Source organism: Bacillus sp. BK450 (genome assembly GCF_004364885.1).
Taxonomy (GTDB): Bacteria; Bacillota; Bacilli; order Bacillales; family Bacillaceae; genus Bacillus; species Bacillus safensis.
Genome location: NZ_SOBQ01000001.1, coordinates 556,385 through 568,469, shown reverse-complemented (window position 1 = coordinate 568,469; position 12,085 = coordinate 556,385). Strand labels below are relative to the sequence as shown.

The 12,085-nt window shown below is 43.1% G+C and carries 16 protein-coding genes, 1 riboswitch and 1 other annotated feature; of the genes, 12 read left to right on the top strand and 4 right to left on the bottom strand.

Features of this window, described 5'->3' with window-relative positions:
- Positions 1 to 172: 172 nt before the first annotated feature.
- Genes EV579_RS02895 through EV579_RS02880 form a run of 4 tightly spaced genes read left to right on the top strand, consistent with a single transcriptional unit; the run spans position 173 to position 4,063 of the window.
- Entirely contained in the window at positions 173 to 1,114 is a 942-nt protein-coding gene (locus EV579_RS02895) for a S66 peptidase family protein (RefSeq protein ID WP_025092301.1), read from the top strand.
- Positions 1,111 to 2,190 carry a dipeptide epimerase gene (locus EV579_RS02890; RefSeq protein ID WP_024426798.1) on the top strand — a complete coding sequence of 360 codons (1,080 nt, stop codon included), beginning with the start codon at positions 1,111 to 1,113 and terminating at the stop codon, positions 2,188 to 2,190. The genes EV579_RS02895 and EV579_RS02890 overlap by 4 nt, the downstream gene beginning before the upstream one ends.
- The gene (locus EV579_RS02885) at positions 2,190 to 3,098 is read left to right on the top strand and encodes a C40 family peptidase (protein WP_133743902.1); all 909 of its coding nucleotides are present in this window, start codon (positions 2,190 to 2,192) and stop codon (positions 3,096 to 3,098) included. The genes EV579_RS02890 and EV579_RS02885 overlap by 1 nt, the downstream gene beginning before the upstream one ends.
- Positions 3,095 to 4,063, top strand: coding sequence for an ABC transporter ATP-binding protein (locus EV579_RS02880; RefSeq protein ID WP_024426800.1), 969 nt, complete (start codon positions 3,095 to 3,097; stop codon positions 4,061 to 4,063). Before EV579_RS02885 ends, EV579_RS02880 begins: the two co-directional genes overlap by 4 nt.
- Before the next feature lie 38 nt (positions 4,064 to 4,101).
- On the opposite strand, the gene EV579_RS02875 is transcribed toward EV579_RS02880, so the two are convergent.
- A complete protein-coding gene (locus tag EV579_RS02875) occupies positions 4,102 to 4,983 on the bottom strand; it encodes a dimethylarginine dimethylaminohydrolase family protein (RefSeq protein WP_133743901.1) in 882 nt (293 codons plus the stop codon).
- Between the two features lie 179 nt (positions 4,984 to 5,162).
- Between EV579_RS02875 and EV579_RS02870 the strand changes: the two genes are divergently transcribed.
- The 5 genes from EV579_RS02870 to EV579_RS02850 all read left to right on the top strand — a co-directional run bounded on the left by EV579_RS02870 (position 5,163) and on the right by EV579_RS02850 (position 8,045).
- Positions 5,163 to 5,684 (top strand): acyl-CoA thioesterase, encoded by a 522-nt coding sequence (locus EV579_RS02870; RefSeq protein WP_008346212.1) that lies wholly within the window; start codon positions 5,163 to 5,165, stop codon positions 5,682 to 5,684.
- A 114-nt stretch (positions 5,685 to 5,798) separates the two neighbouring features.
- Positions 5,799 to 6,125: a PadR family transcriptional regulator gene (locus tag EV579_RS02865; protein WP_133743900.1), complete on the top strand. Its 327-nt coding sequence runs from the start codon at positions 5,799 to 5,801 to the stop codon at positions 6,123 to 6,125.
- Positions 6,126 to 6,129: 4 nt separating this feature from the next.
- A complete protein-coding gene (locus EV579_RS02860) occupies positions 6,130 to 6,888 on the top strand; it encodes an HAAS domain-containing protein (RefSeq protein ID WP_122631235.1) in 759 nt (252 codons plus the stop codon).
- Positions 6,889 to 6,993: 105 nt separating this feature from the next.
- Positions 6,994 to 7,482 (top strand): small multi-drug export protein, encoded by a 489-nt coding sequence (locus tag EV579_RS02855; protein ID WP_133743899.1) that lies wholly within the window; start codon positions 6,994 to 6,996, stop codon positions 7,480 to 7,482.
- Positions 7,483 to 7,499: 17 nt separating this feature from the next.
- The gene (locus EV579_RS02850; RefSeq protein ID WP_133743898.1) at positions 7,500 to 8,045 is read left to right on the top strand and encodes a GNAT family N-acetyltransferase; all 546 of its coding nucleotides are present in this window, start codon (positions 7,500 to 7,502) and stop codon (positions 8,043 to 8,045) included.
- A gap of 16 nt (positions 8,046 to 8,061) precedes the next feature.
- Here EV579_RS02850 and EV579_RS02845 read toward each other — a convergent pair whose 3' ends face one another.
- Positions 8,062 to 9,105, bottom strand: coding sequence for a bifunctional transcriptional activator/DNA repair enzyme AdaA (locus EV579_RS02845; protein ID WP_025092309.1), 1,044 nt, complete (start codon positions 9,103 to 9,105; stop codon positions 8,062 to 8,064).
- 225 nt (positions 9,106 to 9,330) lie between these two features.
- Entirely contained in the window at positions 9,331 to 9,465 is a 135-nt protein-coding gene (locus tag EV579_RS02840; protein ID WP_073204910.1) for a YrzI family small protein, read from the bottom strand.
- A gap of 223 nt (positions 9,466 to 9,688) precedes the next feature.
- A riboswitch (guanidine-I (ykkC/yxkD leader) is annotated at positions 9,689 to 9,798 on the top strand.
- 66 nt (positions 9,799 to 9,864) lie between these two features.
- Here EV579_RS02840 and EV579_RS02835 point away from each other — a divergent pair.
- Positions 9,865 to 10,194, top strand: a complete 330-nt coding sequence (locus tag EV579_RS02835; protein WP_025092310.1) for a DMT family transporter — start codon at positions 9,865 to 9,867, stop codon at positions 10,192 to 10,194.
- Complete coding sequence (locus EV579_RS02830; RefSeq protein ID WP_024424636.1) at positions 10,191 to 10,505, top strand: DMT family transporter; 315 nt, start codon at positions 10,191 to 10,193, stop codon at positions 10,503 to 10,505. The genes EV579_RS02835 and EV579_RS02830 overlap by 4 nt, the downstream gene beginning before the upstream one ends.
- 67 nt (positions 10,506 to 10,572) lie before the next feature.
- Here the strand turns inward: EV579_RS02830 and EV579_RS02825 are convergent, their stop codons facing one another.
- Positions 10,573 to 10,758 carry a hypothetical protein gene (locus tag EV579_RS02825; RefSeq protein WP_024424637.1) on the bottom strand — a complete coding sequence of 62 codons (186 nt, stop codon included), beginning with the start codon at positions 10,756 to 10,758 and terminating at the stop codon, positions 10,573 to 10,575.
- A gap of 161 nt (positions 10,759 to 10,919) precedes the next feature.
- On the opposite strand from EV579_RS02825, the gene purU reads away from it, so the two are divergent.
- Positions 10,920 to 11,822 carry a formyltetrahydrofolate deformylase gene (gene purU / locus EV579_RS02820; protein ID WP_024424638.1) on the top strand — a complete coding sequence of 301 codons (903 nt, stop codon included), beginning with the start codon at positions 10,920 to 10,922 and terminating at the stop codon, positions 11,820 to 11,822.
- A 43-nt stretch (positions 11,823 to 11,865) separates the two neighbouring features.
- Positions 11,866 to 12,084, top strand: a binding site (T-box leader).
- Position 12,085: the final 1 nt, after the last annotated feature.

Below are 12,085 nucleotides of genomic sequence, written 5' to 3'. Positions count from 1 at the left end.
AAGGTTTTCAGGTCACGCTGAATAGAAGACAAAGGACTAAAATAAAGATCATTTTAGCCCTTTGTCAACAATATAGGACGCTTTGAACAAAAGCGTCTGTTTCCTTTATTTGTTCATGTTATGGAGAAAATGCCCATAGATTGTAAGAAATAAAGAGAAAGAGGGGATTGGCATGAACCAGCTGCCAGCGGCGCTTCAAACAGGGGATACGGTGGGGATTATCGCACCAGCAAGCCCGCCTGATGAATTGAAATTAGCAAAAGGGATTGCCTTTTTAGAGAGCCTTGGGCTGAAGGTGAAAAAAGGGAAGTATCTCGATTCCCGGTACGGGTATTTAGCAGGGCGTGATCATGAAAGAGTGGAAGATCTTCATGGCATGTTTCAAGATCCAGAAGTCAAAGCAGTTATTTGTGCCTGCGGAGGGTACGGAACTGGAAGACTTGCGGAAGCCATTGATTATGACCTCATTCGCCGGAATCCAAAAATCTTTTGGGGTTATAGTGACATTACGTTTTTACATACGGCCATCCAGCAGCAGACCGGTCTTGTGACCTTTCATGGTCCAATGCTTTCCTCTGATGTGGGACTTGAAGAGGTTCATCCGTATACGAAGGATACCTTTTTGCAGCTGTTCACGCCGAAGGCCTTTACGTATACGCATCACTTGTCACCTCTTCATACCTTCTACCCCGGCACCGTGTCAGGTGACATCATAGGAGGGAATCTTGCCCTCATCGTGACAACACTTGGGACACCTTTTGAAATTGATACGAAGGGAAAGCTGTTGTTCATTGAAGATATTGACGAAGAGCCTTATAAAATCGATCGCATGATGCAGCACCTCACCTCTGCTGGAAAATTGGATGATGCGGCTGGATTCATCATTGGAGATTTTCATCAATGTGAACCAAAAAAGAAAGACCAGTCTTTAACGTTGGAACAGCTGTGGGAAACCTATATTGTGCCGCAAAAGAAACCTGCACTCGGCGGCTTTCGGATCGGTCATTCATCACCGAACTTTGCCTTTCCGATGGGCGTGCAGGCTGCACTAGATGCCGCAGGGAAAAAACTGCACATTTCTCCAGGCGTTGCAGCGAAAGAGGCGATCAAATGAAAATTGTCGATGTTCGTACATGCAGAACGAGTGTACCGCTAAAAAAGCCTTTCAAAACCGCTTTAAGAACGGTGTATGACGCAGCATCTCTGATCGTCATCATCACATATGATCAAGGTGACGTCAGCTACGGAGAGGCAGTTCCCACATCGGTGATTACAGGAGAAACGCTGGAAAGCATCGACTATGCCATCTGTGAAGTGATCAGACCCATTTTGCTCGGGGCTTCCTTGGCAGAGTATGAACAAATCTTTTCTGCTATGAACCGCGTGCTCGCAAGCAACACAAGCGCAAAAGCTGCAATCGATATGGCCATTTATGATGGGTTAGCAAAGCAGGCAGGACTTCCGCTTTATCAATACCTTGGCGGATATCGTCATCAGCTTGAAACCGACTATACGGTCAGTGTAAACCGGCCGCTTGAGATGGCGGAAGATGCGAAGCAATACGCAGCCGAAGGTTTTCAGACGTTAAAGATCAAAGTAGGAAAAGATGATATACACACGGATATACAGCGGATCAAGCGGATTCGAGAAAAAGTCGGGCCAGACATTCAGATCAGGCTCGACGCCAATCAGGGCTGGACGTGGAAGGAAGCGATCACAGCCATTCGAAAAATGGAAGCGCTGAATATTGAACTAGTAGAACAGCCAGTGCCGAAAGAAGATATCGAAGGTCTGCGCCGTGTGACAGAAGCAGTTGATCCATTGATCATGGCAGACGAAAGCATTTTCAGTTTTCATGATGCAATCAAGGTGCTTGAAACGAGAAGCTGTGATCTGATCAATTTAAAATTAATGAAATCAGGCGGCATAAAAGAAGCATTAAAAATCAATGCCCTTGCCGAAGCATACGGTGTTCAGTGCATGGTTGGCAGTATGATTGAGTCAAAGCTTGGCATTACAGCAGCGGCACATTTCGCCGCAAGCCAGCCGAATATCACCCGCTGCGATTTTGATGCCCCGCTTATGCTGAAAGAGGACATGATAGACGGTGGAATCGTGTACAAAGGAAAAGATATATTTTTACCGCTGCATCATGGGTTAGGCATTCAAGGGGTGAAAGGAGTCTCATGATGATATACGAATCAACGGTTCCAGTCGCTAACGTATGGACAGCGCCGCAGTCTCCCCGAGAAATCGATCGAAAGGTACTTCAGGACTCCATCAACATCAAAGAATGGATTGACCAGCAAACATATGAAGAAAAGCTGGCTTTATGTGAAGAAAATTTGATTCAATCTCAAGTACTGCTCGGCGGACGAGTGATTGGATTAGAAGAGACAGATGGCTGGATGAAAGTCGTCATACCACAGCAGGCCAGCCGGAAACATCCGCAAGGCTATCCAGGCTATATACCTGCTGAGCAATTAAAACAAGTAAAGGGAAGTGCGTCAGCTGCATCTCTTATCGTTTGTCAGAAAAAAGCCACACTCTATCAAAACGGGGAACCTGATATGGAGATTAGCTTTTTAACAGAGCTGGCAGCAGCCAAAGAAACAGATGATCAATTTCATGTTGTCACCCCATTAGGAATAAGAGAAATCAACAAAGTGGATGTACGCCCAGTATCGCAAGCTTTCTCTATGACCGGCAAAGATGTTGTAGACGCAGGAAAACAATTTATTGGCCTTTCTTATTTATGGGGAGGCATGAGCAGCTTTGGCTATGATTGTTCAGGCTTTGCTTACAGCATGTACAAAGCGTGCGGATATCTTTTGCCGAGAGACGCAAGTGACCAAGCAGTTCAAGGAACGCCCGTTACATCAAGCCATTTAGAACAAGGCGACTTGCTGTTTTTTGCAAATGAAAACGGAAAGGGAGCGGTCCGCCATGTAGGAATCTACGCTGGGGACGGGATGATGCTTCATTCGCCTAAAACCGGCAGACAAATTGAGCTTCTTTCCCTTTCTGGCACTTCATATGAAAAGGAATGGGCAGGTGCAAGGCGGTATTTACCAAGTGAGAGGAGGAGCGATACATGACAGTTGAACCACTTTTACAAGTAAACAACCTTAAAAAACATTTTCACCTTTCGAAAGGGAGAACCTTAAAAGCGCTGGATGGTGTCTCTTTTCAGCTGAAACAAGGTGAAACCTTTGGTCTCGTTGGTGAGTCTGGCTGCGGCAAATCCACACTTGGAAAAGTGCTCATGCGTCTTTATGAACCAACAGATGGTGAAGCCTTATATGAAGGGAAAAGTCTTCACCACCTTTCTAAAAAAGAATCATTTGATTTCAACCGGCAAATGCAAATGGTCTTTCAAGATCCGTATTCCTCGTTAAATCCAAGACTGTCAGTAAAAGATATTATGCTGGAACCAATGGAGATTCATCAGCTTTATGGGAGTCAAAAGAAAAGAATTGCGCGCGTGAAAGAACTGCTCGAAGCGGTAGGATTAAGCTATGATTTTGCCACCCGCTATCCGCACGAATTTAGCGGAGGACAGAGGCAGAGAATCGGCATTGCAAGAGCACTTGCCTTAGCGCCAAAATTTATTGTGGCAGATGAGCCGATTTCTGCACTAGACGTCTCCGTTCAAGCGCAGGTCGTAAATCTGCTGAAGAAACTGCAAAAAGAGGAAGGATTAACATTTCTCTTTATTGCACATGACTTGTCGATGGTGAAATATATTAGTGACCGGATCGGTGTCATGTATTTAGGTCATCTCGTCGAATTGACAACGAGTGATGCATTATATCAAACACCGCTTCACCCATATACACAAGCCTTGCTGTCTGCAATCCCCATTCCAGATCCTGACGTAGAGGACAAGCGCAAAAGGTTTATTTTAAAAGGAGAAATTCCAAGTCCAGTGAACCCGCCAAGCGGCTGTGTATTTCGAACAAGATGTCCTGCCGCGATGGATGTGTGTGCTGAAAAAAAACCGGCATTACAAGCGGTGGAAGAAGGACATGAAGTCGCCTGTCATTTATATAATAGAAAATAGGACAAGCTAGACAAAAGCCAGCAAGTAGACAAGCTGTTCTACATGCTGGCTTTTTTAATAGATGAACGCCGAATAGGCAATGTGCAGCATCTGAAAGAGCCGCCGGATTTAATAATTTCAGAAAAGTCCACTTCAATGACGGTGTATCCGTGAGCGGTTAACGCAGCATTTGTTTCTTGGTTGCTGGGCAAGCTGATCACTTTTTTCTGCCCAATGGATAAAACATTTGGTCCAAGTGTGAATTGCTCTTGTTCGCTGATTTCAATCAAATCATAATACGTTTTGAGCCGCACGAGATCCTTTTGCTTGAACGCTTCAGGATAAATGATGATCTCGTCATGAGACAGAATATTCATCACACAATCAAGATGCAAAATGTCAGGAGGAAGGTGAATCGGAATGATGTCGTGATCCGGCAGTTCCTTTTTGAGCTGGTAGATAGCGGCTGGACTAGTTCTTTTGCTCGTGCCAACAAACACACGGTTCTGATCCACAAGCACATCGCCGCCTTCAATCGTTCCGTCTGTCAAAGTGACAGCTGACCACCCTTTTGCCTGTGCCCATTCTTTTAGGTATTGTTCTTCCCCTTGCCGAACCGGAGCGGCCATACTTGAAACAAACAGTGTATGTCCAATCGTAAAACCAATATCCCGAGTGAAGACTTGCTCAGGGAAGCGTTCATTCGGCGGGAGCAGGATGGGCCGTACTTGATGATCTTTAAGGGTTTGGATCAATTGCTTATGCTGAGCGACTGCTTTCATTTGAGAAATATTTTCTTTCGCAAAATGTTTCTGGGTTGCGTTAATAATTTGTTTGATTTCCATATAAATAGGACTGCATAAAAGAACTTCTTCTAAATTGTCGTATTCACTCATGCATTGCGGCATTTTGTATAATTGCTCTGCTCTCATAGAATCCATTAAATGGCCTCCTTGTTCATTCATAGTTCTATTATTCCTTCTTCTAGCCATGGTTGAAACATTTCCGAAAGAAAATCTCTCACATAAGACTAAAGCAAAAAGTTTAGACAAACCTAAAAGAATAGTGTTTAATAAAAGTCGTTCCGCATCCACGAAAACAGCAAGAAGGAGCTATGATGATGAGTGAAGAAAATTTCAAATACTGCAAGGAATCGAAAGTTGTTAAAACAAGCAGGGTATTCCCTCTTGATACGAATAACCACCAAACGTTATTTGGCGGGAAATTAATGAGTTATATAGATGACATTGCCTCCATCTCGGCTGCAAGACACAGCCGCAGTGAAACGGTCACAGCTTCAATGGATTCTGTTGACTTTTTAGAGCCGATTGGACAAAAGGAGTCCGTATGCTTGGAATCCTATGTCACATGGGTGGGTACGTCTTCTATGGAAGTGTTCGTCAAAGTCATTAAAGAAAACTTGATGTCTGGAGAACGCAGACTCGCAGCAACTTCATTTCTGACATTTGTCTCATTAGATGAAAACGGAAAGCCTAAACGAGTCCCGCAGGTGATGCCGGAAACAGAGGAAGAAATCATGCTTCATCAAACAGCGAAGCAGCGGGCAGAGGAAAGAAAAAGCCGCCGAAAGCATAGTAAGGCGCTTGCTGACGCACTTGGGACAGATAAACCTTGGGCGTAAAAATCACCCTTTAAGCGGTGATTTTTTTCTGTGCCACTATCTTGCATGGCAAGATAGTGTGTGGTAAGATAAAGCTATCTTGTGATGCAAGGTACTGGAATCGGAGGAACAATCATGACAACATCCACACAAATGCTAAAAGGAATTTTAGAAGGCTGCCTGCTGTCGATTATTTCTGAGGGCGAAATTTATGGGTATGAAATGACGAAGAAGCTCGCGCATTATGGGTTTGATCAAATAAGTGAAGGCAGTATCTATCCGATTTTGCTGCGTATGCAAAAGGACCAGCTGGTGACCACCGTAACAAAAGCGTCAGTGACCGGCCCGAAAAGGAAATACTATACGCTCACACAAGCGGGAGAACAAGCGCTCACAGAGTTTATTGACCGCTGGAATGAGCTTTCAAAAAATGTAAACCGCTTATTACAAAAAGGGAAGTGAGATTATGGTATCAAAAGAAACAAGACACATTCTACTAGAGCTGCAACTTTATCTCATATCAAAGGGAAAAAATCAGGATGAAATCGATGAGCTGATGGACGAACTGACAGCACATGCGGTTGAGGCTGAAAAAGACGGCAAAACAGGTGAGGATGTGTTCGGCGGAGATCCGCGGAGCTATGCTGATGAACTGGCAAAAGAGCTGTCAGGAAACCATAAAGACTGGGTGCCGTTTGTCAGTGCTTTCTTAATTGGATCGCTTTTTTACATGATTTTAGCAGATGCAATCAGCCAAAACTTATCCTATTCTTGGTTTGCTTTGATTGGATATCCGCTCGTTTTAGTGGCCAATGTCATCATGATCATTGTGATGTTTAGAGCGTCCGCCTTTCAAACAAGCAGCCGGGTATTTCTCTACTTTTGGATGTTAGGAATCTTTCAGCTGACAGCGATGGTCACAATCAAACTATTGGATCAAAAAGTCGGCACACCACTACTTGTCCTTACTTCTGGCCAGAGGTGGGGCGTCATTTTGCTCATGCTGCTATGTATCGTTGTATTTAATGCAATTTTAAAGGCGAATGTCGTTTCATTGATTCCGATGATCTTTTTCGGACCGCAGCTTATCTTCGAATGGATTGGCTGGACGTCACCAAGTGTGATTTTGCTGCAAAGTCTTCTATCTATTGTGATTTTAATAGGGCTTATATTCATTGTACTGCGCCGGACAAATAAGAAAAATGAAAATACGAATGTAAACTGAGCACATCCTATCCGATGTGCTTTTCTTTTTCTAAAAAAATGTAGAAATGGAATTGTCTTTTTCATTACAATGGGGAGAGGACAAAAATGAAAAGGGGTTCTGTTTTTGGATATCGTATGGGGATATGTACTCGTTTTTGTATTGGCTGCCTTGCCTTTTTTTGAAGTGATTGGTGTCGTTCCATTCGCAATCTTAAGTGGGCTGCATCCTGTGACAACGGCCTTGATTGGATTCATCGGCAACTTTTTGACAGTCTTGCTTCTCATTGTGTTCGTGGACCGGTTTAAAGCATGGTGGTTAAAAAGAAAAGAGGAAAAAGGTGATGAAAAAGGAGAGAAAAAGCAGCTGCGCGCGAGAAAAATTTGGGAACGATACGGTCTGCCTGGGTTAGCACTCATAGGACCTTTTATCATCGGCAGTCATTTAGCAGCCTTGATGTGCATGAGCTTTGGAACGAAAAGAAAGCAAGTTGCGGTGTGGATGACTGTCAGTTTAATGATGTGGACAGCGCTGGCTGCAAGTTTAACCGGTGCGGGCTTCCATTACTTTGCCCCAGATTCAAATGGATTGTTCGGAGATATTTTTAGCAAGTAAAAAAGGGGGGATCATCAATGACAGTTCAAACAAGAACAGTATTTGAAACAGAGCGCCTGAAACTGAGAACGATGAATGAACATGATGCGTCATTTTTATATGACGAGCTGTTTCAGGATGAAGAAGTGATGAAGTATTATCCTTCTTTGAAGGATGAACAGCAGACAAAAGAGTGGATTGCATGGAATCAAAAAAATGACCGCATGTACCACACCTCGCTATGGATCATTGAAGATAAAAAAACAAATGAACGACTTGGACAAAGCGGCATTGTCCTGCAAAACATTGAAGGACAAACCGAGCTTGAGATTGGCTATATGCTAAAGAAAGCGGCGTGGGGGAATGGCTATGCTGCTGAGGCTGCAAAAGGCTGCCTTACCTATGGATTTGAAGAAATGAAGGTCAGACGGATGGTCAGCCTAATTCGTCCTGAGAATGAAGCGTCGGTGAAGGTCGCTTTAAAAATGGGCATGAAAAAAGAAAAAACCATTTCAAAATGGGACCAAATCATTGATGTATACAGCATCACCCGTAACGGAGAAAACGGCTCGCTTACCGAATAAGCAGAGCCGTTTTTTTTTATGCACGCTGTTCTAACTGAAGCAAATATTTCTTCCGTTCAATCCCTCCGCCGTAGCCTCCAAGCTCACCACTTGTTTGAATCACGCGGTGGCAGGGAATGATAATCGCCAATTGATTGGCACCATTTGCATTACCAACGGCACGAACCAAATGCGGATCGCCCAGTTTCGTGGCTAAATCTCGATAGGATCTCGTTTCGCCTGCTGGAATGCGTGAGAGCTGGTCCCACACCTTCATTTGAAAAGGGGTGCCATGTAAAGAAAGCGGTACAGTAAACTTGGTCAGCTTTTTCTCAAAATATAAGGCCAATTCCTTTGCTAATTGCTGATGGACGTTTGTTTCTCCAACTAAAATGCGGGCATGATGTTTCTTTCTTAATGTTTCAATTTCTTTTTCGAGTCCCCGCCTGTCCATAAACTCCAGTAAATACACATGTGTGGCATCTGTCACACTCATCATTCGCCCGATCGGTGTGGAAATAAAATTAGCATAGAGAATGTGAATCTGCGCTTTTTTAGGAGGATTTCCCATGATTTTCGTAAATGCATCATTGAAGGCACTTGAAGATTCATAGCCGAAAGTGACCTGCTGATCGATTACTTTTTTTCCGTTCAAAATTTCTTTAAAGGCAAGTCCCATTCGGCGTGATCTTGCATATTGAACAAAGGTCATGCCGTAAATGTCTTTAAACTTTCTTCGAGCTGTGGCAGAGTGAATCCCTAATTGGCGGAAGTCCTCTTCCTTCCAGCGTTTTTCAGGATTTTTTTCTACTGCTGAAACGAGTGTTTTGACTTCTTCAGGAATGCTGTTAGGGTATGTTAATGGTGTGCAGCGCTTGCACGGGCGATACCCTGCCAGCAGTGCTTCCTCCGCTGTAAAGAAAAACTCACAGTTTTCAAATTTTGGCTTTCTGGCCGTACATGTGGCATGACAGAAGATACCAGTTGTCTTAATACAGGCAAAGAATGTGCCGTCATATTGCGGATTCTTGTCAACAAGTGCTTGATAAAATTCATGTTTTTGTTCATCGGTCATCATCATATGAAGCCACCTCTTGATTTTCTATAAAATGTTTTTCAGCATTGTTTGGGATACGACGGATGATCTGTAAATACATCATCCTAAGGTTGAACGTTCATCGCATCAATCTGATTTCATTATATCAGCGATCATTGACGTATCAATTGCTTTAAGGAATGCGGTATAGATCCTGTTTACAATCAAGCATCATAAACATGTCAATCTCCTCCTTTTCTCATTCCTGTTTTAGTTCATATATTTTAGCTGCTTCTGTTTCATTTCTTCATAAAATGCTTCAACTTCTTGTTCGTAAAGTACGGTCTCCATGTCCTTGTATTTACGCTTGATCGTCAATGTCATAAAAAATAAATGGATTGTCATATACGCTCATTTCCCTTCAGTTCGCAGCACGCGAAAACAGCCCGCAAATCTTCTTTATCAGTTGACCTGTTTCTAACACTTAGTATACGGCGGTTCCATAAAAATTCTTTCGAAAAATGAACAAGTATATTTGCATGTGGGAAGCTAAGCGGTAGACCGGTATTTCGGGGTGTGATACAATTTTGACACACAGAATCTGCTTTAAGTCAGATCTGCTTATTAAGAAATGGTTTTCTAGGGTTCCGTGCGGGTGGCGCAGTCTGGACCGAGAGAAAACACATAGGGTCTAGACAATAGACCGTATGGACACGGAGGGATAAAAGCCCGGGAGATTTGATCAAACGATCGATTTCCGGGCTTTTTTTGTTGCTTGGAATCGTTCAGAAAGGAAGGGATTAGATGAAATGGGGAAATGTCTTGATTGCGGCGATCTTTGAAGTCGGCTGGGTGATGGGGTTGAAATATGCTGACTCTTTATTGGAATGGGCCGCAACCATCGTTTGTATTGTCGTCAGCTTTTATTTACTCCTGAAAGCCACGACTGTACTGCCAGTTGGCACACTTTATGCCGTTTTCACCGGACTTGGGACAGCAGGTACTGTCATAGTAGGTATGGTACTGGGAGAGCCAGTACAGCTAGTGAAATTACTTTTAATCATGGTGCTTTTAAGCGGTGTATTAGGACTTAAACTAACCACAGGTGAAAAGAAAGGAGAGACTGAATCATGAGCTGGCTTTTACTCATTGGTGCAGGCATTTTAGAAATGCTTTGTGTCACCATGATGAATCAATTCCAGAAAGACCGGCATGTCAAATGGATTTTATTCATTGCAGCTGGATTTTCGCTGTCCTTTCTCATGCTCTCTCTTGCGATGAATACAATTCCGATGGGAACGGCATACGCCATTTGGACTGGCATTGGAGCTGCTGGAGGAGCCATTGTCGGCATGCTGTTTTACGGTGAGTCGAAGGACGCAAAACGTATATTCTTTATCGCACTGATTTTATCTGCGGCGGTCGGGTTAAAAATCATTGAATAAGTGGTTTTCTATCACGCTGAAAAAGAAGAAAAAGAGCTAAAATAAAAATCATTTTAGCCCTTTTTTGTTACATCGAATGATGATTGGAATCGTTTTCATTTTTGCGGTAAAGCTGACTCACTAGAAGAAAACAGACACCAAATGTGAGCAAAGGAATGAGTCTCTCACCGGCCATAAAAAGATAAATACCTGTGATCAGACATACGATGCCGAGCCAAAAGCTCACTTTACCAAACAAAGTCATGCTTTTCATCTCCATCACTCCTTTTGTGATAAAAGGTCTACTCACATTATATCACGCTAGGTGCAGAATTGAATGAATATTCAATAAAAAATAGACTCTTCATTGCTTTTTCTCTTTCCAGTCCAGTATAATATTTCATTAGAATGAAAACGCAAATGAGGTCATGATACATGAGAACATTGATTACAGAGAAACTTGAATTACACAGACAAAAGCACGAGCAAAAAGGCAGATTACTTGTCAGCTGCCCAGATCAGCCTGGTATTGTATCAGCTGTTTCTTCCTTTTTATTTGAGCACGGAGCGAACATCATTGAATCGAGCCAATACACAACCGATCATGAAAGCGGCCGGTTCTTTTTAAGAATTGAATTTGATTGGAAAGACATCTCGGCGAATATGGATCAATTGAAAAATAGTTTTGAGCCAATCGCAGCCTCATTTCAAATGACGTGGAGCATGTCGCGTGCAAGTGAGCTTAAAAAGCTGGCAATCTTTGTCTCAAAAGAGCTTCATTGTCTGCATGAGCTGCTGTGGGAATGGCAAAGCGGAAATTTAATGGCTGAAATCGCAGTTGTGATCAGCAATCATGAAACGGCAAAAGATACAGTAGAATCGCTTGGAATCCCATTCCATTTTGTAAAGGCGAACAAAGACATTCGCAAAGAAGCTGAAAAAGAGCAGCTCGCCTTATTAGAAGAGTACGACATTGATGTGGTTGTGCTTGCTAGATACATGCAAATTTTAACGCCTGGATTCATTGAAGAGCATCCGAACAAAATCATTAATATTCATCATTCCTTCCTGCCAGCGTTTATTGGTGCAAACCCATACAAGCGGGCATATGAGCGGGGAGTCAAATTAATTGGTGCGACTTCTCATTATGTCACCAATGATTTAGACGAAGGCCCGATCATTGAACAGGATATTGAGCGGGTCGATCACCGGGATGATGCGGAAGCCCTAAAAAATATTGGCCGGACAATTGAGCGCAGTGTGCTTGCACGTGCTGTCAAATGGCACCTTGAAGATCGCATTATTGTTCATGAGAATAAAACGATTGTCTTTAATTGACCGCTTGACTTTTCTTTAGCAATTGGTGATAATATAAAAAAATTAACGAGCGTTGAAAAGGAATAGTAAGCAGGAACTGATGCGTAAAGAGAGCAAATGATGTGCTGAAACATTTGCCGCAGACAGCTGCTGAACCTGCCCTTTGAGCCTTAGAGGAAAAATCTAAGCGCGTGCCTGGCGTTACAGGAGTTGAGTGGAATAAGCAGATCGCATGCTTATTCAATGAAGGTGGTACCACGGAAAATCCCTTTTCGTCCTTTACA

What these genes read in the sequence shown, in the direction of transcription:
- EV579_RS02845 (WP_025092309.1), bottom strand. Translation starts at nt 9,105, where the DNA reads ATGATGATGACCGATGAACAAAAACATGAATTTTATCAAGCACTTGTT.
- EV579_RS02890 (WP_024426798.1), top strand. Translation starts at nt 1,111, where the DNA reads ATGAAAATTGTCGATGTTCGTACATGCAGAACGAGTGTACCGCTAAAA.
- EV579_RS02885 (WP_133743902.1), top strand. Translation starts at nt 2,190, where the DNA reads ATGATATACGAATCAACGGTTCCAGTCGCTAACGTATGGACAGCGCCG.
- EV579_RS02825 (WP_024424637.1), bottom strand. Translation starts at nt 10,758, where the DNA reads ATGAAAAGCATGACTTTGTTTGGTAAAGTGAGCTTTTGGCTCGGCATC.
- EV579_RS02835 (WP_025092310.1), top strand. Translation starts at nt 9,865, where the DNA reads ATGAAATGGGGAAATGTCTTGATTGCGGCGATCTTTGAAGTCGGCTGG.
- purU (WP_024424638.1), top strand. Translation starts at nt 10,920, where the DNA reads ATGAGAACATTGATTACAGAGAAACTTGAATTACACAGACAAAAGCAC.
- EV579_RS02860 (WP_122631235.1), top strand. Translation starts at nt 6,130, where the DNA reads ATGGTATCAAAAGAAACAAGACACATTCTACTAGAGCTGCAACTTTAT.
- EV579_RS02830 (WP_024424636.1), top strand. Translation starts at nt 10,191, where the DNA reads ATGAGCTGGCTTTTACTCATTGGTGCAGGCATTTTAGAAATGCTTTGT.
- EV579_RS02850 (WP_133743898.1), top strand. Translation starts at nt 7,500, where the DNA reads ATGACAGTTCAAACAAGAACAGTATTTGAAACAGAGCGCCTGAAACTG.
- EV579_RS02875 (WP_133743901.1), bottom strand. Translation starts at nt 4,983, where the DNA reads ATGGATTCTATGAGAGCAGAGCAATTATACAAAATGCCGCAATGCATG.
- EV579_RS02840 (WP_073204910.1), bottom strand. Translation starts at nt 9,465, where the DNA reads ATGACAATCCATTTATTTTTTATGACATTGACGATCAAGCGTAAATAC.
- EV579_RS02870 (WP_008346212.1), top strand. Translation starts at nt 5,163, where the DNA reads ATGAGTGAAGAAAATTTCAAATACTGCAAGGAATCGAAAGTTGTTAAA.
- EV579_RS02865 (WP_133743900.1), top strand. Translation starts at nt 5,799, where the DNA reads ATGACAACATCCACACAAATGCTAAAAGGAATTTTAGAAGGCTGCCTG.
- EV579_RS02895 (WP_025092301.1), top strand. Translation starts at nt 173, where the DNA reads ATGAACCAGCTGCCAGCGGCGCTTCAAACAGGGGATACGGTGGGGATT.
- EV579_RS02880 (WP_024426800.1), top strand. Translation starts at nt 3,095, where the DNA reads ATGACAGTTGAACCACTTTTACAAGTAAACAACCTTAAAAAACATTTT.